Raw genomic sequence first — 25,601 nt, forward strand, 5'->3', positions numbered from 1 at the left:
AGATCATGCGGGCGTCGATTCCGGGAGCGGACCGGCCTCCGGCGACGGGCCGGCGGCGCGGGCCACCGCGCGTACCTCGTCCAGCACCCGGGCGACCGGCACGTCCGCGCGCTGGGCGACCGCCAGGGCGTCGTCGTACTCCGGTTGCACGCTGACCAGGTGGTCACCGAGGTAACCGCGCTTGACCCGTACCGCCGTGTCGCCGTACGGCAGGGCGATCTGATCGCGGCGCAGCCGGCGACGCTGAACGGTGGATACCCGCACGCCGAGCGTGCCCGTGTAGGTGAACACCAGCCGGCAGACCAGGTCGAGTTGCGCCGGTGCGGCCAGCACGCTGAGCAGCTGCCCCGGTCGCCCCTTGCGCATCAGCACCGGCGTGCACCAGGCGTCCGCGGCGCCCACCGCCCGCAACTGCTCCAGCAGGTCCGGCCAGACCCGGGGGTCCACGTCGTCGATTGTGGTGTCGACCCGGTGTAGCGGCTCGCCGTGCCAGGGCGTGGCGTCGGCGTCCGAGGCCACCGACGTACCCACCAGCACCCGCAGGATGTTCGGGTGGCCGGCCGGGTCCCTGGTGCCGGCGCCGACCCCGACCGCGTGGGGCACCAGCGCCGGTGGCGGCCCCCAGCCGGTGGCGAGGGTGGCGAGCAGGGCGGCGCCCGACGGCGTGCACAGCTCCATCGCGGCCGGATGGGCGGCGATCGGGGCGCCCGCCGCGGTGAGGATCTCCAGGACGGCGGGCACGGGGACCGGCATCGGACCGTGCTCGGTGCGGGCGACGCCGGAGCCCACCGCGACCGGGCCGACCACCCGGGTGGGCGCGTCGAGCAGCCCCAGGTCGGCGAGCGCGAGGGCGCAACCGACCAGGTCGACCACCGCGTCGAGGGCGCCGACCTCGTGGAAGTGGATGTCCGCCAGGGGTACGCCGTGCACCCGCGCCTCGGCTCGGGCCAGCGTGGTGAAGGCGGCGACGGCGAACGCGTGCACCGCCGGCGGAAGTGCGGCGCGGGTGATGATGGCGGTCACCGCGGCCAGATCGCGGTGGGTGCCGCTGTCGGGCGCGGTGACGATCAGATGGGCGGCGCGCAGGCCGTGCCGGCGTACGCTCTCCAGCTCCAGTGCCACCGGCTCCACCGCGAGTCGCGCCACGCCCTGCTCCACGACGGACAGGCTCGCGCCCGCGTCCAGCAGCGCCGCGAGCAGCATGTCGCCGGCGGCCCCGTTGCTGGGGTCGACCCACAGGGCGGTCACCGGTTCTGCCGCCGCGCTCGCCTCGGCCATCGCCTGCGCCTCGGCCATCGCCTGCGGCTCAGCCATTCGCGTCTGCGCGGCTCGGCGTGCGGCGGGCGATCCTGGCGGCGGCGACGCCAGCGCCGAAGCCGTTGTCCACGTTGACGGTCAGCACGCCCGGCGCGCACGAGTTCAGCATGGCGAGCCACGCCGTGAGGCCGTCCAGGTGCCAGCCGTACCCGACGCTGGTGGGCACCGCGATGAGCGGGCTGCCGACCAGCCCACCGAGGACCGACGGCAACGCGGCCTCCATGCCGGCGATGGCCACCACCACGTCGGCGCGGGCGATGCGGTCCCGCTCGGCCAGCAGTCGGTGCAGACCGGCCACACCCACGTCCACCACGAGGTCCGCTCGGGCGCCGAAGACGGCCACGGTGGCCGCGCACTCGCGGGCGACCGGCAGGTCGCTCGTGCCGCCGCAGGCGATGGCGACCGTGCCCACGGGTGTCCGGGCGGGACCCACCACCGCGGTCCGGCACACCGGGTCCACCGCGTCGGCGCCGAACTCGTCGACGCACCGGGACATGGTGGCGTCGCTGAGCCGGGTGGCGAGGATCGGCGTGTCGGGGTGGGCGGCGCGTAACGCGTGCATCGCCCCGGTCACCTGTTCAGGGGTTTTGCCCGCGCCGTACACCACCTCGGGGTCGCCGGTGCGCGACAGACGGTCCACGTCCATCCGTGCGAATCCTAGGTCGATGAATTCCGGTGCGGACACCTCACGCTCCTTCCAGTACTGTCGAGCTGTGAGACCTGATGATTGGGCCTGGGGGGCCGCGGATCAGCTCGTCGCGGAATTCACACGATACGGCAAAACGCTCGTCGCATACTCCGGTGGCGTGGACTCGAGCGTCGCCCTCGCGGCGGCGGTACGGGCTCTGGCGCCGGCCGATGTCGCTGCGGTGACGGCGGTTTCGGCCGCGGTGCCCGCCGCGGAGGTGGCCGCGGCCCGCGACTTCTGCGCCGGGCTCGGCGTGGCGCACCACGTGCTCGGCACGCGCGAGTTGGAGGTCGAGGGCTACCGCGAGAACGGCCCGCGCCGCTGCTACTTCTGCAAGAGCACGCTCATCGACACGGTGCGCGAGCTCGCCGACCGGCTCGGCTTCCAGGCCGTGGTGACCGGCACCAACGCCTCGGACGTGGCGGCCGGCTTCCGACCCGGGATCGCCGCCGCCGCCGAGCGTGCCGCCCGGACGCCGCTGGCGGACCTCGCCCTGGACAAGCCGGCGGTACGCGCGATAGCGAGGCTCTGGGGGCTCGACACGGCCGCCAAGCCGGCCGCCGCGTGCCTGGCCAGTCGCATCGCGTACGGCGTGCCCATCTCACCGGCCCGGCTGGCCCGGGTGGAGCTGGCCGAGCTGGCCGCGCGCCGCGTGCTGGACCCGCACGGGGTGGTCGACCTGCGGGTCCGTGACCTGGGCGACGGCGTCCGCCTCGAGGTGGACGCGCCGGTCGTGGAGCAGGCCCGCGCCGATCGGCAGCTCGCCGCGGCCATCCGCGCGGCCGGGTTTCCTGACGTGCCGCTGACCGTGGAGGCGTTCCGCTCCGGATCGATGAACGAGCTGCTCGACGATCCGGATCGCTGGCGCTGAGCGACGGTGCGGTTTTTCCGCGAATCGGTGGGCTGACGCACGGCCCGAATGACGCTATCCTCATCTGGTGAATTACAGCCCGGGTGACCGACCCGCCACGCCGAACTGGTCTCTCGACGGTGCCCACGTCCTGCTCACCGGTGTGACTGGGTTCCTGGGGCAGGCGTCGTTGGAGCGGCTGCTCGCCGACCATCCCGGCACCCGGGTGACGGTGCTGGTGCGCGGGCGCGGCGCGACCTCGGGCGCCGACCGCGTCGCCGGGTTGGCGCGCAAGCCGGTGTTCCGCACACTGCGTCGCCGGATCGGCGGGCCGGCGCTCGCGCAGCTGCTGGCCGAGCGGGTCAGCGTCATCGAGGGTGACCTCACCGACTCGGTTCCGGCGCTGCCCGACGACCTGACCGCCGTCCTGCACTGTGCGTCCACCGTGTCCTTCGACCCGCCGATCGACGAGGCGTTCCAGGTCAATGTCGGCGGTCTGGTCAACCTCTACGACGCGGTCGTCGCGCTGCCGCGACGTCCGCACGTGGTCCACGTCTCCACGGCGTACGTGGCCGGCGCCCGCAAGGGCGTGGTGCCGGAGGCTCCGCTGGACCACGACGTCGACTGGCAGGCCGAGCTGACCGCAGCGCTGGCCGCCCGCGCCGAGGTGGAGCGCGCTTCCCGCCGTCCGGAGGCGCTGCGCACGCTGTTGGCCGAGGCCCGCGCCGAGCACGGCAAGGCCGGCCCGCAGGCGACGGCACGGGCCGCCGAGGAGGCACGGCGTCGCCGGGTGACCGAGCGGCTGGTCGACTACGGCCGGCTGCGGGCACACAGCGTCGGCTGGCCGGATGTCTACACGTTCACCAAGGCGCTGGGGGAGCGGGTCGCGGAGCAGTACGCCCGCGACGAGGGGTTGCGCCTCTCCGTGGTGCGCCCGGCGATCGTGCAGAGCGCCCTGCGTCATCCGTTCCCCGGGTGGTTCGACTCCTTCAAGATGGTGGATCCGATCATCCTGTCGTACGGGCGAGGCACGCTTCCGGACTTCCCGGGCCTGCCCGACGCGGTGGTGGACATCGTCCCCATCGACCTGGTCACCAACGCCCTGCTGGCGGTCGCGGCCGTCGAGCCGGAACCCGCCTCGCCGATCTACTACCACGTCGGCACCGGCGCGCGAAACCCGCTCACCCAGCGCCAGCTCGACGAGAACATCCGCAACTACTTCCGCCGTCATCCGCTGCCCGAGGCGGGTCGCGGCCACATCGCCGTGCCGACGTGGCGCTTCCCCGGCGCGAGCCAGATCGAGCGCAGGCTGCGTGCCGGCGAGCGCGCCGTCTCGTTCGCCGAACGGGCGCTGCTGCGGCTCCCCGCCTCGCCGCGCACCCGCGACTGGATGACGAAGGTGCACAAGGAGACCAAGAGGATCGAGTCGCTGCGCCGGCTGTCCGACCTCTACGGCGTCTACACCGAAGTCGAGGCGATCTACACCGACAGCAACGTGCTGGCGCTGCACCGCGAGTTGCCCGACGAGGTCGTCAGCCGGGGCAGCTTCGACGTCGCCGAGGTGGACTGGCCGCACTACCTCCAGGAGGTGCACTGCCCGGCCATCACCGCACTGCTGCGGCAGCAGGTGACCCGGCGTCCCCGCTCCAGCGGTCGTGGGCCGCTGCCCGAGGGCCGCGACACCGTGGCGGTCTTCGACCTGGAGGGCACGGTGGTGGCGTCGAACCTCATCGAGACCTTCCTGTGGGCCCGCCTGTCCGACCGGCCGAAGGGCGGCTGGGCCAGAGAGTTCGCCGCGCTCGCCGGCGCCGCGCCGCGCTATCTGCGCGCTGAGCAGCGCAGCCGCGGTGAGTTCATCCGGACCTTCATGCGGCGGTACGCCGGCGCCTCCGAGGAGGCCCTGCGCGACCTGATTCGGGAGCGGATGGGTGACGCGCTGCTGCGCCGGGCGCTGCCGGAGGCGATCCGGCAGATCCGCGCGCACCGGGCGGCCGGTCACCGCACCATCCTGATCACCGGTACCGCGGACATCCTCATCGAATCGCTGCGGCCGCTCTTCGACGACGTGGTCGCGAGCCGGCTGCACGTGCGCGACGGCGTACTGACCGGCTTCCTGGCCTCACCGCCGCTGGTGGGCGAGGCCCGACTGGCCTGGCTCCGCCACCATGCCGACGACATCGGCGCAGACCTGAGCAGCTCGTACGCGTACGGCGACAGCTTCTCCGACCGATCACTTCTTGAGGGGGTGGGCAACCCGGTGGCAGTCAACCCCGATCCCAAGCTGTACCGCCATGCGAAGCGCCAGAACTGGCGCATCGAGGAGTGGGGCGGGCACACGGTGGGGGCGGTCGAGACCATGGTCGAGCTGACCACCTCGGCTGCCGGCCCCGGCGCGCGGGGAGCGGCCCGATGATGCCGGCCCTGGAGTACCGCCAGTCGACTCCCCGTTTCCTCGCCGCCCGTGGCGCCAGCTCCACCAAACTCGGCGGTCGGATGTCCGGTGTGCTGGCCAGCAACGTGGCGCCGCTTCGCCTGGTGCACCGGGCCGAGCCCAGCCTGCCCTCCGGTGAGTGGGCCCGCCTGCGACCGCTGCTGTCCGGCATCTGCGGCTCGGACGTCAGCCTGCTGACGGGCCGCTCGTCGCCGTACTTCGGCGCGGTCGTGTCCATGCCGTTCGTGCCCGGGCACGAGGTCGTCGCGGAGACCCTGGACGACCTGCCCGGCCTGCCCAAGGGCAGCCGCGTGGTCGTCGACCCGGTGCTGTCCTGCGCGGTGCGCGGTGGGGAGCCCTGCCGCTGGTGCGTGGCTGGGCAGCACAGCCGGTGTGACCGGGTCACCGCTGGCCGCGTCTCGGCCGGCCTGCAGACCGGCTACTGCACCGACACCGGCGGTGGCTGGGGTCGACAGATGGTCGCCCACGCCGCCCAGCTGCACCCCGTTCCGGACATGCTGGACGACCGCCGCGCGGTGCTCGTCGAGCCGCTGGCCTGCGCGGTGCACTCGGTGCGCCGGGCGCAGGTGCCGGAGGGCGCGGCCGTGCTGATCGTCGGCGCCGGCACGGTCGGCCTGCTGACCCTGCTGGCGTTGCGCGCCCTGACCAAGGCCGGCCCCATCTACGTGGTCGCCAAGCACGCGCACCAGCACGCTCGGGCCCGCGAGCTCGGTGCCACCGAGGTGTTCCAGCCGTCCCGCGCGGCTCGTGCGGTGCGCCGCGCCTGTGGCGGCACACTGGAACAGCCCATGATCGGCGGTGACTTCCTCCTCGGCGGGGCGGATGTCGCGTTCGAGTGCACCGGCGCCGGGGCCGGTCTGGACATGGCGCTGCGGCTGGTCCGGGCGGGTGGCACGGTGCTGCTCTCCGGGATGCCCTCCGGCGGCGTGGACCTGACGCCCGTGTGGTTCCGGGAGTTGAACCTCGTGGGGTCGTACGCCTCCAGCGGTCGCCCCGCCGCCGAGCCCGCCGCCGCCGAGCAGGGGGCCGCCGAGCAGGGGGCCGACGAGCCCGCAGGCGGCACGTTCGCCGAGGCGATGGCGCTGGCCGCCGAGGCGCCCCTGGACGGCTACGTCGACGCGGTCTACCCGCTGTCGCGCTGGCGGGAGGCGCTCGGCCATGCCGCCAAGGCTGGGCAGTTGGGCGCCGTCAAGGTCGCCTTCGACCCCAGCCGCAACTGATCGACCAGCCCGACACACACGCACGAGCCGGAACGACGAGAGGACAATTCATGAGCAGACCTGGCTTCGTGCTCGAGGTCGACGAGCGTACGCCGCCGCTGCTCGTACACCAGGGGGAGGGTTTCCTCCTCGAGCGGTTCCCGCTCGGCACGCGGGTGGTGTACCCGCCGGACTCGCTTCCGCCCATCGCCAACGTCGACGCCGCCATCCAGCGTGCGCTGCTGCATCCGGTGGATTCCCCGCCGCTGCCCGACCTGCTGCGCCCCGGGATGCGACTGACGATCGTCTTCGACGACCTGTCGCTCCCGTTGCCGCAGATGCGCCCGCCGGACATCCGGCAGCGGGTGATCGAGAACGTGCTGGAACTCGCCGCCGAGGCCGGCGTGGACGACGTCGAGCTGATCGCGGCGAACTCACTGCACCGGCGGATGACGCCGGCCGAGCTGAAGCGGATCGTCGGCGAGCGGGTCTTCCGGGCGTTCTTCCCCAAGCACCTGCGTAACCATGACGCCGAGGACCCGGACGGTCTGGTCCACCTCGGCACCACGCCGCACGGCGAGGATGTGGAGATCAACCGGCGGGCGGCCGAGAGCGATCTCATCGTGTATGCCAACATCAACCTCACCGCGATGAGCGGCGGCAGCAAGTCGGTCACCGTGGGGCTCGGCTCCTACCGGAGTCTGCGGCACCACCACAACGTCCACACGCTGCGCCACTCGCGCTCCTTCAACGACCCGCCGAACTCGGCCATGCACCACTCGTACGACCGGATGGCCGAGGTGCTGGGCGAGGCGGTCAAGGTCTTCACGGTCGAGACCACGCTGAACCTCGACTCGTTCCCCAACCAGGTCGGCTTCCTCAACCGCCGGGAGTGGGAGTGGGGGGTCGGTGACCAACTCTCCTACCTGGCGACCAAGCGGGCCAACGACCTGACGCCGTCCAAGTTGCGCAGGCGCGTCTGGCAGAACAACGCCGCGCCGTACGGGGTGACCGGGGTCAACGCGGGCCGCCCGGACTCGGTCCACCCGCTCACCCTCGCCAACGTGCATCGTCAGCAGCTCACCGAGGTGCAGGGTCAGAGCGACATCGGCGTCTGGGGCCTGCCCTTCATCTGCCCGTACAACGTCAACTCGATCATGAATCCGATCCTGGTGATGTCGCTGGGCCTGGGCTACTTCTTCAACCTCTACCGCAACCAGCCCATCGTGCGGCGCGGCGGAGTCGGCATCTTCTACCATCCGATGCCGAAGGAGTTCCACCCGGTGCACCACCCCAGCTACATCGACTTCTTCGAGGAGGTCCTGCCGCAGACCACCGACCCGGCGGCGATCGAGGCGAAGTACGAGCAGCAGTTTGCGCAAGACCCCTGGTACCGGCACCTGTACCGGACCAGCTACGCGTACCACGGCGTGCACCCGTTCTACATGTGGTACTGGGGCGCCCACGCGATGGAGCACCTGGGCGACGTGATCTTTGTCGGCGCCGACCGGAAGACGGCCGCGGTGATGGGCTTCCGGGCGGCCTCCTCGCTCGCCGACGCGTTGGAGATGGCGCGCGACACCGTCGGGTCGAGCCCGAGCATCACCTACCTGCACGCCCCGCCGGTGACGCTGGCGGACGTCCGATGACCCGGGAGGCGACGTGCGCCTGATCGACGAGGTGAGGCTGCTGCGCGGTCGTCGCGACTGGCGTGGCCGGGCCACCACCCCGCGCTCCGCCGAGCCGTACGAGGTCCGCCGCGAGCGCTCCGAGTTCCCCACCGCCTGGGCCCGTACCCGGGCGGCGGGAGCGGTCCGTTTCGGCCTGCAGCGGGGCGTGCTCAAGTCGGTTGCCTGGACCCAGACCCACCCGGTCGTGCGCGGCACGGAATACCTGGACGGATTGCAGGGCCCCGCCGTCTTCGTCTCCAACCATGCGAGTCACCTGGACACGCCGCTGATCCTCGGCTCGGTGCCGCGGCGGTTCGCGCGGCGGCTGGCCGTCGGCGCGGCCGCCGACTACTTCTTCGACGCGCGCTGGCGCGCCGTCGTGACGTCGCTGGTGTTCAACGCCTTCCCCATCGAGCGCCAGGGCGATCGGCGGCTGCGCAGCCTCGCCACCAAGCTGCTCGGCGACGGCTGGAGCCTGCTGCTCTTCCCAGAGAGCAGTCGCTCCACCGACGGTTGGATGAGCGGGATGCGGCTGGGCGCGGCGCACCTGTGTTGCACGCACAACGTGCCGGCGGTGCCGGTCGCGCTGCGGGGCACGTTCGGTGCCATGCCGCGCGGACGGAACTGGCCGATGCCCGGCCGGCGCACGGTCGTGGTGCGCTACGGCCGGCCGCTGTGGCCCCGTGAGGGCGAGGGCGCACGGGCTTTCCACGAGCGCATGTCCGCCGCCATCGGCCGGTTGTGGGTGGAGGAGGAGGTCGGCTGGTACCGGTCGCTGCGTACTCCACCGGCCGCCGCGGTCGCCTCCACCACCGGGCCGCAGGCCGCCGAGTGGCGGCGGTTGTGGGAGTCGACGCGCCCGCTTCCCGCAGCCGATGGCCGGCCGGCGCGCCGGATCTGGCCGGCCAGCCGGTCCTGACCGCGTCGGCTAGGGCCGCTCGATCGGGAGATTGGCGCGTGCCTGGCCGGCGGCGGCGTTGCCGGCCGGGAGCCGGTAGGCGCCGAAGAAGACCGCCAGTCCCACCACGACGGTGATCGCCAGCAGGGCGTTCTCCGTGACGCTGTCGACGATCGGCAACGCCTCCGCGTGGGCCAGGTGGTACAGCAGGTGTGGCGTGTTCGCGACGACCGACGCGGCCGCTGCGGCGAGACACAACTCCCGCACCGGCCGTGCGGCCGCCCATCCGAGGACCACCGCCAACGCCAGGTAGGCGTAGCCCAGATCGGACAGCAGGTGTCCGTTGTACGGGCCACCGGCGGCCACCCACCCCGCGCCGAACGGGAACCAGTCGAAGAACCACTGCGGCGCCGCGGACGCCGGCACGCCGAGGGCGAGCATCTGCACGGCCAGTACCGCAGAGCCGATTCGAATCCACCGCATGGGGCTCCTCCTCTGCGCATCTGCTTCGTGTGTCGGCATCTTGCCTCTGCTCAAAGGTTCGTTGACACCCTTCAACGCGGGCATCTATGGTTCGACCGTTCCTCGGCTAATGAATTAGTAGCACAGACTCGCTCACGGGAGGGGGCTGAGACGTTGCGATCGTACGGGTCCTTCATCGCAGGTCAGGATGTTCCAGCGGACAAGTGGGTACATTGCCTGCGCGCCTCGGCGGTGCTCGACGACATGCTGCCCCAGCTTTCCCTCAAGCGTGACCTGGACCGCGGCCGTCGCCACGACGGCGACGACCACGCGAGCGTCCTGGCCCGCTGTGCGGTGGCCGACGACACCGTCGTCGAGCGGGCGATCCAGGCCGCCGCGGCGGCGGCGCCCGTGTGGGGCGCGATGCCGCTTCAGGTACGGCTCCAGGTGGTGCGCCGGCTCCACGAGGAGCTGCGCCGGCGGCACGACGAGGTGGTGGAGGTCCTCGTCCAGGAGGGCCACCCCCGCGCGCTCGCCGAGTGGGAGTTGGCCGGCTGCCTGCACGGCACCAGCCCGGAGACGATCGGGCTGTGCGCCGAGCAGATGCACCGGGAGTACGACGACGCGAACCGGCGGCTGCTGGTGATACGCAAGCCGGACGGCGTTGTCGCGCTGAGCCCACCGCAGAACGCGGCGGCGGTCAACTCGCTGCTCGGCGTGCCCGCGCTCGCGGCCGGCAACGCGCTCGTCGTCAAGGCGCCGCGCGGGAGCCCCTACGGTGTGATGTACGTGCTGCGCGAGATCGTGGCGCCGATCCTCGCCGAGGTCGGTGCCCCACCCGGCACCCTGAACGTCGTCTGCGGCCCGCCCAAGAGGATCCTCGACCAGTTCCTGGCCAGCCCGCTCGTCGACGACATCTTCTACTTCGGCAGCAGCGAGCTCGGCATCCCGCTCGGCGAGGAGGCGGTACGCCGAGGAAAGAAGCCGATTCTGGAGCTGGCCGGCAACGACGGCTGCGTGGTGTGGCACGACGCGGATCTCGACCGTGCCGCCGAGGCGCTCACCGAGAGCTTCTTCGGGTCCGGGCAGATCTGCATGGTGCCCAACTACGTGGTGGCCCACCCGGCCATCGCGGACCGTCTGCTGGCCCGCCTGATCAGCCACGCCCGCAAGATCCGGCCCGGCTATCCCGAGGACCCGGACGTCCTGCTGTCACCGGTGCTCAAGAGCGACCAGTTCGGCCGGTACGTCGAGCAGGCGACCGAGAACGGCGCGGAGGTGCTCGCCGGTGGGAACCGGATGGAGCTGGACGGCTCGATATCGTCCACCGGGCTGTTCGTCGAGCCGACCGTCATCCGGGTCAACGGCCTGGCCGACGCCCGGAGCGTGTGGGCGGTGGCCCGGGAGACCTTCTTCCCGCTGCTGCCGGTGGTGGTGCCCGAGACGGACCACGGCGACGGCCTGCTCGACGACGTCATCGATTTCCTCAACGCCAACGAGTACGCCCTGCGCAACTCCGTCTGGACCGGCGACGAATCCACCGTCGAGCAGTTCGTCGCCCGGGTGCACAACGGCGGCCTGCTCAAGATCAATGATTCGCACATCGGCTTCGTTCCGTACCTGTCCACCCACGGCGGCGCCGGGTTGACCGGCGGCCCGCTGGGCGAGAGCAACTATCCAATGCTGCGGACGTCGCACCTGCAGGGCATCAGCATCGGCCGCGACGTCCAACCACGGCGGGCGGCGCTCGCCTCCCCGCTACGTGCCGAGCAGGAGGGTCTGGCCGCATGAGTTTTCTCGACACCGAACGGGACACCTGCGAGGCGCTGCTACCGGGCCTGCTCAAGAGGCTCGGCGAGTTTCCGCTGATGGAGCTGGAACGTCGGGGAGGTCCGGGCGTCGCCCTCTTCCGGGACGCCGGGGGCGCGGGCCTGGTGGTGCCCAAGACGTACCACGGGCTCGGCGCGTCCGCTCTCCAGGCCGTGCGGGTCACCCGCGCCCTGGCCGCCCAGGCGCCGTCACTGGCGGTCGCCACCACGATGCACCAGTTCTCGGTCGCCGGCCTGGTGGCCCTGGCCAGGGCCAACGTCGGGTTCGAATGGATGCTGCTGGAGGCGGTCGCCACCGACCGCAGGCTGGTCGCGTCCGGCTTCGCCGAGGGGCACGCCGGTCGCGGCATCCTGACTCCCACCATGACGGCCCGACGCGACGGCACGAACTGGCGGGTCACCGGCGCGAAGCGCCCGTGCAGCCTCTCCGCCTCGATGGACCTGCTGACCGCGAGCGTCGCCGTGCCCACCGAGGACGGCGGGACCCGCCTGGGGGTGGCGCTCATCCCGGCCGAGTCGCCGGGCATCACGATCGAGCCGTTCTGGGCGTCGTCGGTGCTCACCGGCGCCGAGTCCGACGCCGTACTGCTCGATGACGTCGAGGTGCATCCGGACCTGTTCGTCTACCCGGAGATCGCGCTCGACGGCCAGCTCGACGACCTGCAGACCATCGGCTTCGTCTGGTTCCAACTCCTGGTGACCGCGTGTTACCTGGGGGTGGCGTCGGCGCTGGTGGAGCGCGCGATCACGAGCGGCCGGGGGCCGGTCACCGAACGGGCGGACGTCGCGACCGCCGTGCAGGGCGCGGCGATCATGTTGGACGGTGCGGCGCGGAGTCTCGACGACGGCGACGGCGGCAACGACGCCCTCGGTCGCGCGCTCGTGGTGCGGTTCGCCGCCGCCAACGCGATCGCCACCGCCGTACGGGGCGCGGTGGATCTGCTCGGTGGGATGGCGTTCATCTCCTCGCCCGAGGTGGCCTATCTCGCCGCCGCCTCGCACGCGGTCGCCTTCCACCCGCCGTCGCGCGTGAGCGCCGCCGCGGATCTGACGGCCTGGTTCGGCGGCCAGCCGCTCGTAATGAGCTAGGGGGAAGTGGTGACCAGCAGCGTAGAGACCGATCACCAGGTGCGGGACCAGGTCCGGAACAACTACCGACGGTTCCTGTCCCGGGGCCGCGCGAAGCTCGGCGACATGTTCGGCGGACACGTCGAGGTCGGTTCCGAGGGCGCGTGGGTGTACACGTCGGACGGCGACCGCTTCCTCAACGTCGGTGGGTACGGCGTGTTCCTGCACGGCGCCCGGCATCCGGCGGTGGTCGCCGCCGTCATCGCGCAGATCCAGAGCCATCCGATAGCGACCCGGATGATGCTGGAGCCGTCGGTGGCCGACGCCGCGGCGGCGCTCGTCGCGGTGGCGCCTCCCGGCCTCACCCGGGTGCACTTCGCGGGCTCCGGCGCGGAGGCCGTAGAGGCGGCCATCAAGATGGCCCGCGTCCAGGGCCGGCGCAGGCTCGTCTCGACCGTCGGCGGCTACCACGGCAAGACCATGGGCGCCCTGTCCGTCACCGGGCAGGATCTCTACCAGCGGCCCTTCCGCCCGCTGTTGCCGGACGCCACGCACATCCCGTACGGCGATCCCGAGGCGCTGGGCGCGGCGCTGGCCGGCGGGCCGCCGGCCTGCGTGATCCTGGAGCCGGTGCAGGGTGAGGGCGGGGTGGTGATCCCGCCGCCCGGTTACCTGCGTGAGGTGTCCCGACTGTGCCGGGAGCACGGCGCGTTCCTGGTGCTCGACGAGATCCTCACCGGTGTCGGCCGTCTCGGTCACTGGTGGGGCGCCCTCCGCGAGGGCGTGACACCGGACGTGCTGCTGGCCGGCAAGAGCCTGTCCGGCGGCATCGTGCCGGTCTCCGCCGTGGTCGCCACCGCCGAGGCTTTCCAGGCCTTCGACAAGGACCCGTTCCTGCACACGTCGACGTTCTCCGGCGCGCCGATCGCGATGGCCGCCACCCGCGCGGCGATCGCGGCCGTCACCGAGGAGGGGCTGGTCGACCGCGCGGCGACGCTCGGCGCCGAGTTGTTGACCCGCCTGCGGGCGGTGACCGCCGGGTACCCGCACCTGGTACGCGAGGTACGCGGCGTCGGGCTGCTGATCGGCGTGGAGTTCGCCGGTCCGGGGCTGGCGGGCGAGGCGATCCTCGAACTCCTCAATGCCCGGGTGATCGTGAACCACTCGCTGAACGCCAGCGCGGTGCTGCGCCTCACTCCACCCGCGGTGCTCTCCGGCGACGAGGTCGCCCTCCTGGTCGACGCGTTCGACGGCGCGCTGCGCACGCTCGGCCACCGCTATCCGACAGCAGAACGGCTGGGGGTCCACTGACATGCGACGGGTCGAGATTCAGGCGTTCCTACCTGGTGGGGACGGCTCCGCGGTGTTCGACCAACTGGTCGACTTCGAGCGTTATCCGCAACTGGTCGACGTGGTCCAGGCCGTGACCGTGCAGACGCCGGCCGACGCGCGACGGGTCGTCAGCTCGTGGGAGGTCCTGTTCCGCAACGGGATCCTCGCCTGGACCGAGGCCGACGACCTGGACCGTGACCGTCTCTCGATCGAGTTCGATCAGATCGACGGCGACTTCGACGAGTTCTCCGGCGCGTGGACGCTGCGCCAGGATCCGGACGGAGTGGCGATGACGTTCGTGGCGAGTTTCGACTTCGGCGTGCCCAGTCTCGCCAGCATCATCGAGCCGGTCGCCGAGCGGGTGCTCACCGAGACGATCCACCACGTTCTTCGTGGACTGTTCCCGACGGTGGTCATCCCGCACGGCGTCCTGGCGACCGCGGCGGCGGGCGTCAACGGGAAGGGCTGACGATGGACCAGCAGAACACGTTCGACACGCCTACGACCGCCCGACTGCACCGCGCGGAGTACTTCGCGGGGCTCGCGCTGGCGAGTGGCCTGTTCATCGTGCACTGGGACGAGATCCGGTGGCTGCCGGCGATCGGACTGTTCCTCTACATCGACCTGATCGGGTACATCCCCGGCGCGATCGCCTTCCACCGCAGCCCCGACGGGCGCATTCCGACGGCGTACTACGTTCTCTACAACAGCACGCACAGCCTGCTCAGCGCCGGCCTGGTGGTAGCGCTGTGGGCCTGGCTGATCGGGCCCGAGTGGGCGCTGCTGGCAGTGCCGATCCACCTCTTCGGTGACCGTTCGCTCTTCGGCAACCAGCTCAAGCCCTTCGGAGTGCCGTTCGAGCCGAAGCGCCTGCCCGCCTTCGACGCGCTGCTGCGCGAGGTGACCGGCCGTCCGCCGCCGGCGCGTGCCGGGCGGGCCACCGACCCGCCGTCCGGAGCGCCCGCCCCGGCGGCCACGTCGAGACCGACCTCGGTGGCCTGATGAGCCGGCCGGGCTCCGCGGCGAGCGGTTGGCAGCGCGACGACCCACGGGCCGCGCGACAACCCGCGCTGGCCGGCGACGACGAGGCGTCCGTCGCGATCGTCGGTGGTGGGCTGGCCGGGCTCGCGCTGGCGTACCACCTGACGCACCACCTGCCCGCGAGCGACATCCTGGTGCTGGAGGCCACCGAGGTCGGCGCCGGCGCCAGCGGGCACAGCACGGGCATCGTCGGCCCCGGGGTCGGCGGCCCGATCACCAAGCTGGTCAAACGGTACGGGCGGGACCAGGCCCGGAGCATGTTCGCCGCCACGCTCGACGGGATCGCCGCGCTGCGGCGGCTGGCCCGGGCACTGCCCGACGGCTGCGAGCTGACCGAGGGCTGCCAACTCGTCGCCGCGTCGGCGCCCGCACACGCCGGCTCGCTTCGTCGTCAGGCGCAGACCCTGGCCGATCTCGGCTTCGACGCCTCCTATCTGGACCGCGACGGCACCACCGAACGGTTGGGCAGCGCCCGCTACCACGGCGCGTTGTGCTATCCCGACGTGGCGCTGATCAACCCGTGGCTGCTGGTCCAGTCGCTCCGGGCCGCCCTGCTCGCGGCCGGGGTGCGCATCGCCGAGAACACGCCGGTCACCGCGGTCACCGGCGGCGACCCTGTCACGGTGACAGCCGGCGGACATCGGGTACGCGCCAGAAGGGTCGCCCTGACCACGGACGGCTTCACCACCGGGCTGGGACTGTTCACCCGCAACGTCGCGGTGATCCGTACCCATGTCCTGCGCACCGAACCCGTGCCTGCCCACCTGCTCGCGCGGACCGGCTGGGACGGACGCGGCGCCGCCATCGACAGCCGCTCGTTCTTCAACTACCTGCGGATGACCGCACGTGGCCGGCTGCTGTTCGGCGGTGGTCCCGCCCTGCTGGAGCTGCGCGTCGGCGAGCGCGGCGTCGCCGCGGTGCGAGACCGGCTGGTACGCGAGCTCGCGGCGACCTTCCCGGCGCTGGCGGACGTGCCGGTGACCGACTTCTGGTCCGGGGTCACGGCATCCACGTTCGACCGGCTGCCCATCGTCGGCCCGGTTCCGGGCCAGCCGGGCGTGTGGTTCGCCGGCGCGTGGTGCGGCCACGGCCTGGCTCTCTCCGCGTTGACGGCCGAGCTGCTCGCCCCCCGGCTGGCCGCAGTCGGCGGCTCGGGTCAGGCGACGGCCGATCGGACCTCCTCCATGCCCGAGCTGCCCTGGCTGCGCAGCACCGCGGGCCTCATGCCGACGGGCCGGGTCGGCAATCTGCTGCTGGCCGGCTACCTACGCGGGCTGGACGCGGCCGACAAGATCGCCCCCGCCCGCCCCTCGCCAACCCCACCCGCCCTCGCAACTCCCACCGGGACGACCGAGCCGACGCCGACCGCCGGGCCAAGCCGGCCGTCGGCCGCTGCGGCGACGGAGCTGCCGGCCCCGGTCTCGGGCCCGCCGGTGGCGGCGACGGGCGGCTCGGCCACGGGCGGGAGCCGCCCGGTGGAGCAGCAGGTCGACGTCGTGATCGTCGGCGCGCGGGTGGCGGGCGCGGCGCTGGCGGCCCGGCTCGCCGCGGCCGGTCTGTCGGTGGCGGTCTTCGACCGCGGCGACCTACCAGCGCCGACCCTGTCCACGCACATCCTGCACGGCACCGATGACCTGCGGATCGAGGGCGTGTACGACACCGTCGTCGCCCTCGGCGTACCTCCGCTGCACGACGTGCGGGTGCGGCTGGACGACGTGCGGTTGCACTTCCGCCATCCCGACGACCCCGGGTTGTGTCCGCCGCGGGACGTCCTCGATCAGGTCCTGCTGGACCGGGCGGTCGCCGCTGGCGCGAAGAGCGCCACCGGCACCGCCGTGGTCGGTCTGCGGCGCGGTGCCGACGGCACGGTGAGCGGCGTGACCGTCCAGCGTGCCGACGGGTCGGTGCGGGACGTGTCGGCGCGGCTGGTGGTCGGCGCGGACGGCCGCAACTCGTCGGTGGCCCGCTGGGTGGGTGCCCGGCAGTACCTCACCGCGCGCAGCGAACGAGCCCTGCTCTGGCGGTACTTCACCGGCGTCCGGATTCCGCCGGCGCTGCTGTGGCACCGCATCGGGGTGCACATAGTCTCGATCCTGCCGACCGGCCCCGAGGACTTCGTGGTCATCGCACAACCCCCGGAACGCCTGCAGGGCGAGCTCGCGGGTCGTGACGTGGCCGGGTTCCTGCGCCACGTGGAGTCGGTCAGCCCGGAGGTGGCCGACCTCGCCGCTGCCGCCGAGCCGGTGGGAAACCTCAACCGCGTGGTGCGCTACCCGTGCTTCTTCCGGCAGCCGTTCGGGCCGGGCTGGGCTCTGGTGGGCGACGCCGGGCACGCCAAGGACGCCACCCTGGGTCACGGGATCAACGACGCCCTGCGTAACGCGCGCGGACTCGCGGCGGTGCTCACGGCGCACTGGGAGCAGCCGGCGGCGCTGTCGTCGGGACTGGCCCGGTGGGCCCGCGACCGGGACCGGGCCGAGCTGCCGAACTACTGGTACGGCCAGGACATCGGCCGTGGCGGCACGGTCACCGCGATGGAGCACGCGTTCCTCGTCCGCATCCAGCGCGACTCCCGGGCCGTGGGCCGGCTCGACGACGTGATGGGCGACCGGCTCGACGCCGACCGGCTGCTCACCCTGCCCCGGCTGGTGGGTGCCGTCGCCCACCGGGTCACCGGCGGCGAACGCGCCTCGGCCGTCGGGCGCGAGGCCGTCGACCTTGTCCAGCTCGCGTGGGCGCGCCGGCGCGCGGCGACCCGTCATGCTCCGTCCGCTCCCTGACAGGTGGAGGTCGCTGCTGTGGAACCGTTGACCGCCCTGGCCGTCCTGCGCCGGCACGCGCACCACTCCAGCGCGGCGCTGGCGCTGAACAAGGACACCCGGCACTTCACCGTGCCCGGTCTCGACGGGTTCATCGCGTACCGGCCGGCCGGCCGGCGGCACGCCGTGCAACTGGGCAGCGTCTATGCCGACCCGGACGACCGCAAGCGGCTGCTCGGCGCCTTCCACGGCTGGGCACAGCAGGTGGGCCGGCGGCTGTGCGCGATCCAGCTCACCCCGGACGACATCGACCTGTACGCCGAGTTCGGTTACCAGCTCAGTCAACTCGGTGCCGCGTACTCGATCGACCTGGAGAGCTTCAGTCTGCGCGGCCGTAAGTTCGAGAAGGTCCGCAACAAGTTGGCCCGCTCCCGACGGGCCGGGGTCACCGTCGTGGAGGCCGGCCGGGACGTTCCGTACGACGCGGCGCTCGCGGTGCGGCTGGACGCCCTGGACGCCCGTTGGCTGGCGGACAAGGGCCGGCACGTCAAGCAGATCGAGTTCCTGGTCGGCGAACGCGCCGGTCACGACGACGGCGTACGCCGGCTGTTCCTCGCGTTGTCCGACGGTGAGCCGGTGGCGTACGTGTCGTACTCACCGGCGTTCGGTCGCGGGGGCGGATGGCTGTACGACATCACGCGCCGTGAGCCCGATGCGCCTCCCGGGGCGGTCGACCTGGCGTTCGTGGTCGCGTTGCAGCGCTTCCAGGCCGAGGGCGTGCGGTGGCTGCACCTGGGCCTCACGCCGTTCCGGGAGCTGTCGGCCCTGCACCAGCCGGCCTGCGGCAGTCACCGGGGCACCGACCGGTTGGTCAGGTTCATCGCCGAGCACGGTGACTGGATCTACCCGGCCCGCAGCCAGGCCGAGTTCAAGGAGAAGTGGCAGCCGAGGGTGACGCCCGAGTACGTCGGCTTCTATCCGAGCGTGTCACTGCGTACCGTCTGGCGCTTGCTGCGGCTGACCCGGGCGGTGTGACGGCTCGGGGCATCGTGCCTGGCGGTGAGCCAATTCTGCCGGCCGTGGTGCTGCCCTGCCGAGGTCGATCGTCAGATGTCGTTTCAACCGGCGGGGTGACCCTGCGCTGTCGACAGCCGGTGGCCGGGAGCGCGAGGCGCTGCCGGCCACCGGTGGTCAGAGCGGCCGGCCGAAGTGGCGGGTGAGCGCGGCGCGCAGCGTGTCGGCGTCCCCGGCGGACCAGGCGACGAAGCAGTCGGGGCGTACGAGCAGCGCGGTCGCGGGCGTGCCCTCCAGAGGGCCGGTGACCACGTCCACCCGGTCCCGCCACGGCGCGGCGACCGCGGCCCAGGTGCCCGTGGAGTCCAGCAGCAACGGCCGGGCGGTGCGGGTCAATTCGGCGAGGCGTACGGCGCCCCGATCGCCGTGCACGATCAGGTCGGGTGCGGACCGGCCGGCCAGCGGGTCGGCGGGGTCGGCGGGGTAGCGGACGTCCGCGCCGGACATCAGCGCCGCGACGTGCCCGGTCACCTCCGGTTTGCGCAGCAGTTCGGCGAAGAGTGCCCGCAGGCCGGTGATCTCCTCGCCGGGGCCGATGAGCGCCGACTGCGCCTGGGTGGACATGACGACCCGTTCGGCGACCGGCCGACGCTCGGTCTCGTACGTGTCGAGCAGCCCCGGCGGCGCCCACCCGCGCACCGTGGCGGCCAGCTTCCACCCCAGGTTGGCGGCGTCCTGGAGGCCCAGGTTGAGGCCGGGGCCACCGATCGCGGGGTGAACGTGCGCGGCGTCGCCGACCAGCAGCACCCTTGCGGCGCGGTAGCGGGCGGCGATCCGGGTGTTGCGACCGGTCAGCCGGCGTAGCAGGCCGGGGCCGTCCGGGGCACCGAGGGGGAGGTCGACGCCGAGCACCCGGGCGACGCTGGCGCGTAGCTCCGCCAGGGTCATCGGGGTCTCGTCGCTCGCTGCGTCGGGCCACTCCGTCGTGCTGACGAGCGCCGGGCGGCCGGGGAACGGAGCCCAGGCGATCAGGCCGCGCGGGGTGCGGGTGTGCTGGAACGGCGGCACGATCCCGTAGCCGGGGGCGAGCAGGCCGCCCGTCTCGGGGTCGAGGAACGACGCGGGGACGGTCACGGTGGCGGTACGGGAGACCGACCGGTCGTTGGTGACACCGGGGAACTCGATGCCGGCGATGCGGCGTACGACGCTGCGGCCGCCGTCCGCGCCGACGAGGAAGAGGGCGGTGAGCCGCGTACCGTCGGCGAGGTCGACCTCGACCGCGTCGGGCCGTTGGCGGAGGTGGACGACCTCGTGGCCGCGGCGCAGGTCGACGCCGAGCTCGGCGGCGCGGGCGGCGAGGGTGGCTTCGAGCTGTGCCTGCGGTACGCCGAGCACGTAGTGCGGGTTGTCCGCGAGCATCGTGAGATCCAGCGGGAACGCGCCGAAGGTGAAGGCGGGTTGCGGGGACGGCGGGGCACCGTCGCCGCTGAGGCGCGCGTAGAGGCCGCGTCGGTCGAGGAGACGGACGACCTGGCCGACGAGACCGTTGGCGCGGGGCTCGCCTCCGGGCGTGGGCTGGCGTTCGAGGACGACGGGGTGCACGCCGGCGAGGGCCAGTTCACAGGCGAGCATGAGGCCGTTCGGGCCGGCACCGACGATGAGGACATCGATCACGGTTGTGATCCCTTCGGGGTGTGCGTCATCGCCACGGCGGGCGCGGCGTACGACCGGCCCGCCGCGGGGTGTGACGCGGCTGAGGATGTGGGTGAGGCGGTGCCCTGGTGCGGGCCCGGGGTCAGTGGGGCGGCGCGGGAAGGCCGGCGGCGACCTGGGCGAAGGCGTCGGTGATGAGCAGTTCGATCGGGGTGGGTGGGTCGGGGCTGTCGAGGTAGTGCTGCATGGCGACGGCGACGGCCGCGCTCGCGGCGGCCGCGACGAGCCTCGGGTACATGTCGGTGGCGAGGTCGGTCCCGGTGCGCTCGGCGACCACGGCGGCCAACTCGGCCTCGGCGGTCGCCACGGCGCGTAGCCGCTCACCCTGTAGGGCGGGCTCGGCGAGCATCGTGCGGACGCCGGCCACCCACTGGGCGTGCGCGGGGGAGGGCATCGCCTCGACCTCGGGGCCGCGCGTGAACTGTTCCAGCGCGGCCTGGGTGAGCGCCTCCCACAGCGGCTCGTCGGCGGGACGTTCGCGCAGCGCGGCGGCGGTGCGCAGGCTGCGGTCGAGGTGGCGGGAGGCGATCGCCTCGGCCTTGCTGGAGAAGTAGTTGTTGAAGGTACGCGGGGAGACGCCGGCCGCCTCGGCGATGTCCTCGACGCGGACGTTGTCGTAGCCGCGCTCGGCGGTCAGGTGGATCGCGGCCCAGCCGAGCGCCGCCCGCGTCTCGGCCTTCTTGCGCTCCCGCAGCCCTGTCATGCCACCACACTAACACTTCTTGCGTGGACCGCAAAGATGCGTACCGCGCAAGAATTTGCCTCCGGGCTGCTGCCGGTTGCAACCGGCACATCGACTACGTCTACTTCTGGAAATGGCTGCCCGAGTACCAGCTCATGTGGATGACCGGCTACGACATCGTCGGTGGCACCGCGTCCGACCACAACGGCGTCGTCGCCACGTTCACCATCCACCTGACGCGTCAGCGAACCGCAGGCCACGGGATACCCTGCCCGCAGTGCCCCGAGCGCAAGACAGGAGATGCTGCGATGACGGCAGGGCGGACGACGCCGACGCGGGAGGACGTGCTCGGGTACTTCGACACGCTGTCGAACTGGGGCCGCTGGGGCGACGACGACGAGCGCGGCACGCTGAACCACATCACCGACGACGTCCGGCTGGCGGCGGCGCGGGCCGTGCGCCACGGCAGGAGTGTGTCCTGCGCGTGGGAGGTCGCCGTACCGGGGGAGCTGGAGCGGTCGACGACCACGTGCCCCTATGCCGTCGACATGCCGGGCGCCGAGAACATGCCGGCGGCCTTCCACGCCGACCGGCGCTGGGGCTTCTCGTCCGAGCGGCTGGGTATCACGTTCCACGGCAACACCATCACCCACCTCGATTCGCCGTGCCACATCTTCTGGGACGGCACGATGTACAACGGGCGGTCACACTCGTTGGTCGACGAGGCGACCGGCTCGGCGTGGGCGGCCGTCACGGCGGCGGCGAACGGCATCGTCACCCGCGGTGTCCTGCTGGACGTCGCCGGGGCACGCGACGTGCCGTGGTGGGAACCGGGGCAGGGCGTGTTCCCCGACGATCTCGAGGAGGCCGAGCGCCGCCAGGGCGTACAGGTGCGCGCCGGCGATGCGGTGCTCCTGCGTACCGGCCACGGCCGCTTCCGCCGCGAGGGTCGCGCGGCCAGCGGTTTCGCGCAGACCGGCTGGCACGCGTCCTGCCTGCCGTGGCTCCACGAGCGCGGCGTCGCGCTGATCGGCGCCGACTCCCCGCAGGACGTCCAGCCGTCGGGGTACGACGACGTGTTGATGCCCGTGCACGCCGTCGGTCTCGTCGCGATGGGTCTGTGGCTGCTCGACAACTGCGATCTGGAGGCGTGCGCGACGACCGCCGCCGAACTCGGTCAGTGGGAATTCCAGCTCGCCGTCGCTCCGGTCCGCTTCGCCGGCACGTCCGGCAGCCCGGTCAACCCGATCGCCACGTTCTGAGCAGCACGTCGGGAAAGTACGCGGCGACCCGGTGTGCCCAGTGCACCGCGAGCGCGGTCTTGCCCACCCCGGCGCTGCTGCGCCGAAGTTCCTGCACGGCCTCCCTGAACACGGGAATTACCGCATCGACGGCGCTCAGCATGGACAATCGGCCATCCGACGTACGTCGTCGAGGCGCCGCGGTAACACCCGCAGCGCCTTCGCGTTGTCACCTCCCGCCGCCTTGGACAGAATGGTGGTGATCACTGCGGCCGACCGCGGCAGCGCATGCGGCGGGCCCGGTGACGACGGACGGTGGGAGGAGCGACGGTGGCGCAGCCGAGAGCACTGGTGGTCCGCGGCGGATGGGAGGGGCACCAGCCGGTCAAGGCGACCGAGTTGTTCATCCCCTTCCTCGAACGAGGCGGCTACGCCGTACGGGTCGAGGAGTCGACCGAGATCTATTCCGACGCCGCCGAGCTGGCCGGGACCGACCTGATCGTGCAGTGCATGACGATGTCGGAGATCACCTCGACCCAGGTGGCGGGCCTCAGGGCGGCGGTCGTCGCCGGCACGGGCTTCACCGGCTGGCACGGCGGCATCGTTGACGCGTTCCGTGCCTCGTCCGACTACCTGCACCTGGTGGGCGGCCAGTTCGCCACCCACCCGGGCAAGGAGCCGTGCGAGCGGCACGGTGGGGAGGAGGACAACTTCCTGCCACACACGGTGCGCATCACCGACCTGGGCAAGGAGCACCCGATCACCGTGGGGATCGAGGACTTCGACCTGGTCACCGAGCAGTACTGGGTGCTGCACGACGACCTGGTCGACGTACTGGCCGTCACCACCCACCCCACCAAGGAGTGGCATCCGTGGCACCGACCGGTCACCTCGCCGGCGATCTGGACCCGACGCTGGGGCGCCGGCCGCATCGTCGTCACGACCCCGGGCCACAACCTCGACGTGCTGGAGCACCCGGCCGTGCGTACCGTGATCGAGAGGGGAATGGTGTGGGCGACCCGCACGGCGTCGGCATCGTAGGTCTCGGGGTCATCTCCCGCGCCTACCTGGACACCCTCGCGCACCACCCCGCGGTACGCATCGCCGCACTGGCCGACCTCGACGCGTCCCGGTCGGCCGCGGCGGCGGCCACGATCCCCGGCAGCGAGGCGGTGAGCGTCGAGCGACTGCTCGCGCACCCGGACGTGCAGACGGTCCTCAACCTCACGATCCCGGCCGCGCATTTCGACCTCTCGCGCGCCGCGATCGACGCCGGGAAGAACGTGTACGTCGAGAAGCCGCTCGCCGTGACGTTCGCGGACGGCCGCTCGATCCTGGAACGGGCCGCGTCGGCGGGCGTCCACGTCGGGTGCGCGCCGGACACCGTCCTCGGCACGGGTACGCAGACGGCGCGTGCGGCGATCGACGGTGGCCTCATCGGACGCCCGATGTCCGCGACAGCCGTCATGATCACGGCGGGTCACGAGCGCTGGCATCCGCATCCCGACTTCTACTACACCCCGGGCGGCGGTCCCCTGTTCGACATGGGGCCGTACTACATCTCGGCGCTGATCCACCTGCTCGGGCCGGTACGCGCCGTGGTCGGCGCCGCCAGCCGCCTGCGCTCCGAGCGCGTCATCGGTTCGGGCCCACGGACCGGCGAGCGCATACCGGTCGAGGTGGACACCCACGTCACCGGCGTCCTCGAGCACGTCGACGGCGCTCTGTCCACCATCACCACGAGCTTCGACGGCACCACCACGACGGCCGCGCCCATCGAGGTGCACGGGGAGACCGGCACGCTCGCCGTACCCGATCCGAACCACTTCGACGGCGAGGTCCGCCACTTCGCGCTCGGCGGCGCGGAGTGGCGGGCTCTTGAACCGCGGGCCGGGTACGCCGAGAGCGGCCGGGGCATCGGTCTGCTCGACTTCGTCCTGGCCGACGGTCAGCGTCCACCGCGCGCCGGTGGCGACGTCGCGTTGCACGTCCTCGAAACGATGACCGCGCTGCTGGAGTCGGCGGCGAAGGGCCAGCGGATCGAGCTGACGACGACGGCGCGGCGGCCCGACGCGGTGCCGCTCACTGCGGCCAAGGAGTGGAAGGGCGTCAGCTAGGCATGCTCAGAGGGCATTCGATTTATACTTGATCTACTAATATGTTCCTCTCCAGGTAGGTGTTGATTCGTCCGTTATGCGGCGGCTGACGTTGTCGATCATCGCGATGTGGATCATGGCTTCGGAGCTGTCTGGGCGGGTCTCGTAGTCGCGGGCGAGTCTGCGGTGCAGCATCAGCCAGCCCAGGCTCCTCTCCACCACCCAGCGCCGTTTCACCACGTGGAAGCCGCGGGTTTCGGTGTTGCGGGGTACGACCTCGGCGTCGATACCCAGTGTGGCGGCGTGTTCGATGAACTGGTTCTTGAAGCCGGCGTCCACCCAGGTCTTGGTGACGTTCGGGTAGGTGACTTTGAGCTGGTCCAGGACCTGGATTCCGGCGCGGTTCTCGGTCACGGACGCGGCCATGACGACGACCACGAGCAGGAGTCCCAGGGTGTCTGTGACTACGCTCCGTTTGCGGCCCACGATCTTCTTCGCGGCGTCGGTTCCTTGTGTCGCGGTCGGTGGGTTGGTGGACGTCTTCACGCTCTGTGTATCGATGACGGCGGCGGTGGGCTGCGGGTCGCGGCCGGCCTTGACCCGGGCCAGAGCGGTCATCTCGACGTTGAGCTGGGCGAAGATGCCCTCGTCGCGCCAGGCGGCATAGTAGTAGTACACCGTGGTGTGTGGCGGAAAGTCATGGGGAAGGTACTTCCAGGCGATCCCCGTCCGGTTGACGTAGAAAATGGCGTTCAGCACCTCCCGTACGTCGGTGCGGGCCGGCTCGCCGGTGGGCCGCCGGTCGAGGCGGGCCTGCTGCCAGGCGAGCAAGGCTGGTCCGATCAGCGCCCAGCGGGCGTCGGAGATGTCGCTGGGGTAGGCACGGCGAGCAGTCACGGTAGAGATCTACTCTGGACGAAGCCGGGAGAGCGGCAGCCGACATGAGCGGCGATTCACGGTCAGCTCTACGTCGGACGGAATCCGGAGCGCATATCAGGATGAAAGAGGCGTCCACCGACCCGCCAGGGCATGGCCAAATAGCCATTCGCCCGACAGGTGGCGCGTATCGGGCCCACCGCAAATAGATCACAATGGGACAGAGATTCATCGAATGCCCTCTAAGCTCACCCACGTCGACCTGCGCGTCGGCAAACACGGCTCCACCCTGGCCGGCCTCACCGAAGCGCTGTCCACGGCGATCACCACCGGCCTGCTAGTACTGCTACGGAGGTTCGTTACTTTTTATGGCTTCGAGTCGTTTGCGGTAGTGGCTGGCTTTCGCTTGGGCTT

22 protein-coding genes are annotated in these 25,601 nt (G+C 71.9%); 15 read left to right on the forward strand and 7 right to left on the reverse strand.

What is annotated here, in order from left to right:
- Nucleotides 1-3: 3 nt before the first annotated feature.
- Both larC and larB read right to left on the reverse strand, forming a co-directional pair.
- Entirely contained in the window at nucleotides 4-1,314 is a 1,311-nt protein-coding gene (larC, locus tag ACLQ24_RS05510) for a nickel pincer cofactor biosynthesis protein LarC (protein WP_425889303.1), read from the reverse strand.
- Nucleotides 1,307-2,002: a nickel pincer cofactor biosynthesis protein LarB gene (larB, locus tag ACLQ24_RS05515; RefSeq protein WP_425889304.1), complete on the reverse strand. Its 696-nt coding sequence runs from the start codon at nucleotides 2,000-2,002 to the stop codon at nucleotides 1,307-1,309. The genes larC and larB overlap by 8 nt, the downstream gene beginning before the upstream one ends.
- Here larB and larE point away from each other — a divergent pair.
- The 5 genes from larE to ACLQ24_RS05540 all read left to right on the forward strand — a co-directional run bounded on the left by larE (nucleotide 1,983) and on the right by ACLQ24_RS05540 (nucleotide 9,095).
- Nucleotides 1,983-2,876, forward strand: a complete 894-nt coding sequence (gene larE, locus ACLQ24_RS05520; protein ID WP_425889305.1) for an ATP-dependent sacrificial sulfur transferase LarE — start codon at nucleotides 1,983-1,985, stop codon at nucleotides 2,874-2,876. The two genes, larB and larE, sit on opposite strands and share 20 nt — an antisense overlap.
- Nucleotides 2,877-2,943: 67 nt before the next feature.
- Complete coding sequence (locus ACLQ24_RS05525) at nucleotides 2,944-5,268, forward strand: HAD-IB family hydrolase (protein WP_425889306.1); 2,325 nt, start codon at nucleotides 2,944-2,946, stop codon at nucleotides 5,266-5,268.
- Nucleotides 5,265-6,527: a zinc-dependent alcohol dehydrogenase gene (locus ACLQ24_RS05530; RefSeq protein WP_425889307.1), complete on the forward strand. Its 1,263-nt coding sequence runs from the start codon at nucleotides 5,265-5,267 to the stop codon at nucleotides 6,525-6,527. The genes ACLQ24_RS05525 and ACLQ24_RS05530 overlap by 4 nt, the downstream gene beginning before the upstream one ends.
- 50 nt (nucleotides 6,528-6,577) lie before the next feature.
- Nucleotides 6,578-8,155: a lactate racemase domain-containing protein gene (locus tag ACLQ24_RS05535; protein WP_425889309.1), complete on the forward strand. Its 1,578-nt coding sequence runs from the start codon at nucleotides 6,578-6,580 to the stop codon at nucleotides 8,153-8,155.
- Nucleotides 8,156-8,168: 13 nt separating this feature from the next.
- Complete coding sequence (locus tag ACLQ24_RS05540) at nucleotides 8,169-9,095, forward strand: lysophospholipid acyltransferase family protein (RefSeq protein ID WP_425889310.1); 927 nt, start codon at nucleotides 8,169-8,171, stop codon at nucleotides 9,093-9,095.
- A 9-nt stretch (nucleotides 9,096-9,104) separates the two neighbouring features.
- Here ACLQ24_RS05540 and ACLQ24_RS05545 read toward each other — a convergent pair whose 3' ends face one another.
- Complete coding sequence (locus ACLQ24_RS05545; RefSeq protein WP_425889311.1) at nucleotides 9,105-9,557, reverse strand: hypothetical protein; 453 nt, start codon at nucleotides 9,555-9,557, stop codon at nucleotides 9,105-9,107.
- A 231-nt stretch (nucleotides 9,558-9,788) separates the two neighbouring features.
- Between ACLQ24_RS05545 and ACLQ24_RS05550 the strand changes: the two genes are divergently transcribed.
- Genes ACLQ24_RS05550 through ACLQ24_RS05580 form a run of 7 tightly spaced genes read left to right on the forward strand, consistent with a single transcriptional unit; the run spans nucleotide 9,789 to nucleotide 18,600 of the window.
- Nucleotides 9,789-11,327, forward strand: coding sequence for an aldehyde dehydrogenase family protein (locus tag ACLQ24_RS05550; RefSeq protein ID WP_425889313.1), 1,539 nt, complete (start codon nucleotides 9,789-9,791; stop codon nucleotides 11,325-11,327).
- Nucleotides 11,324-12,454: an acyl-CoA dehydrogenase family protein gene (locus ACLQ24_RS05555; RefSeq protein WP_425889315.1), complete on the forward strand. Its 1,131-nt coding sequence runs from the start codon at nucleotides 11,324-11,326 to the stop codon at nucleotides 12,452-12,454. The genes ACLQ24_RS05550 and ACLQ24_RS05555 overlap by 4 nt, the downstream gene beginning before the upstream one ends.
- A 9-nt stretch (nucleotides 12,455-12,463) precedes the next feature.
- On the forward strand, nucleotides 12,464-13,744 hold the full coding sequence (locus ACLQ24_RS05560) for an aspartate aminotransferase family protein (protein ID WP_425889316.1): 1,281 nt from the start codon (nucleotides 12,464-12,466) through the stop codon (nucleotides 13,742-13,744).
- A 1-nt stretch (nucleotide 13,745) separates the two neighbouring features.
- On the forward strand, nucleotides 13,746-14,234 hold the full coding sequence (locus ACLQ24_RS05565) for a type II toxin-antitoxin system RatA family toxin (protein ID WP_425889317.1): 489 nt from the start codon (nucleotides 13,746-13,748) through the stop codon (nucleotides 14,232-14,234).
- A 2-nt stretch (nucleotides 14,235-14,236) separates the two neighbouring features.
- Nucleotides 14,237-14,767, forward strand: coding sequence for a hypothetical protein (locus ACLQ24_RS05570; protein ID WP_425889319.1), 531 nt, complete (start codon nucleotides 14,237-14,239; stop codon nucleotides 14,765-14,767).
- On the forward strand, nucleotides 14,767-17,586 hold the full coding sequence (locus tag ACLQ24_RS05575; protein WP_425889321.1) for an FAD-dependent oxidoreductase: 2,820 nt from the start codon (nucleotides 14,767-14,769) through the stop codon (nucleotides 17,584-17,586). The genes ACLQ24_RS05570 and ACLQ24_RS05575 overlap by 1 nt, the downstream gene beginning before the upstream one ends.
- Nucleotides 17,587-17,604: 18 nt before the next feature.
- A complete protein-coding gene (locus tag ACLQ24_RS05580; RefSeq protein ID WP_425889323.1) occupies nucleotides 17,605-18,600 on the forward strand; it encodes a bifunctional lysylphosphatidylglycerol flippase/synthetase MprF in 996 nt (331 codons plus the stop codon).
- Between the two features lie 156 nt (nucleotides 18,601-18,756).
- On the opposite strand, the gene ACLQ24_RS05585 is transcribed toward ACLQ24_RS05580, so the two are convergent.
- On the reverse strand, nucleotides 18,757-20,253 hold the full coding sequence (locus tag ACLQ24_RS05585) for an FAD-dependent monooxygenase (protein ID WP_425889324.1): 1,497 nt from the start codon (nucleotides 20,251-20,253) through the stop codon (nucleotides 18,757-18,759).
- 121 nt (nucleotides 20,254-20,374) lie between these two features.
- The gene (locus ACLQ24_RS05590) at nucleotides 20,375-20,995 is read right to left on the reverse strand and encodes a TetR family transcriptional regulator (protein ID WP_425889326.1); all 621 of its coding nucleotides are present in this window, start codon (nucleotides 20,993-20,995) and stop codon (nucleotides 20,375-20,377) included.
- 23 nt (nucleotides 20,996-21,018) lie between these two features.
- Here ACLQ24_RS05590 and ACLQ24_RS05595 point away from each other — a divergent pair, with 23 nt between their 5' ends.
- Nucleotides 21,019-22,236: a cyclase family protein gene (locus ACLQ24_RS05595; protein ID WP_425889328.1), complete on the forward strand. Its 1,218-nt coding sequence runs from the start codon at nucleotides 21,019-21,021 to the stop codon at nucleotides 22,234-22,236.
- Here ACLQ24_RS05595 and ACLQ24_RS05600 read toward each other — a convergent pair.
- Nucleotides 22,214-22,348 (reverse strand): hypothetical protein, encoded by a 135-nt coding sequence (locus tag ACLQ24_RS05600; protein ID WP_425889330.1) that lies wholly within the window; start codon nucleotides 22,346-22,348, stop codon nucleotides 22,214-22,216. The two genes, ACLQ24_RS05595 and ACLQ24_RS05600, sit on opposite strands and share 23 nt — an antisense overlap.
- 197 nt (nucleotides 22,349-22,545) lie before the next feature.
- Between ACLQ24_RS05600 and ACLQ24_RS05605 the strand changes: the two genes are divergently transcribed.
- Together ACLQ24_RS05605 and ACLQ24_RS05610 are read left to right on the forward strand one after the other, a co-directional pair.
- Nucleotides 22,546-23,256 carry a ThuA domain-containing protein gene (locus ACLQ24_RS05605; protein ID WP_425889332.1) on the forward strand — a complete coding sequence of 237 codons (711 nt, stop codon included), beginning with the start codon at nucleotides 22,546-22,548 and terminating at the stop codon, nucleotides 23,254-23,256.
- On the forward strand, nucleotides 23,226-24,332 hold the full coding sequence (locus ACLQ24_RS05610) for a Gfo/Idh/MocA family protein (protein ID WP_425889334.1): 1,107 nt from the start codon (nucleotides 23,226-23,228) through the stop codon (nucleotides 24,330-24,332). Before ACLQ24_RS05605 ends, ACLQ24_RS05610 begins: the two co-directional genes overlap by 31 nt.
- A 36-nt stretch (nucleotides 24,333-24,368) precedes the next feature.
- Here the strand turns inward: ACLQ24_RS05610 and ACLQ24_RS05615 are convergent, their stop codons facing one another.
- On the reverse strand, nucleotides 24,369-25,208 hold the full coding sequence (locus ACLQ24_RS05615; protein WP_425889336.1) for an IS5 family transposase: 840 nt from the start codon (nucleotides 25,206-25,208) through the stop codon (nucleotides 24,369-24,371).
- Between the last annotated feature and the right edge of the window lie 393 nt (nucleotides 25,209-25,601).

This window comes from Micromonospora sp. DT4 (assembly GCF_049841675.1).
Taxonomy (GTDB): Bacteria; Actinomycetota; Actinomycetes; order Mycobacteriales; family Micromonosporaceae; genus Micromonospora.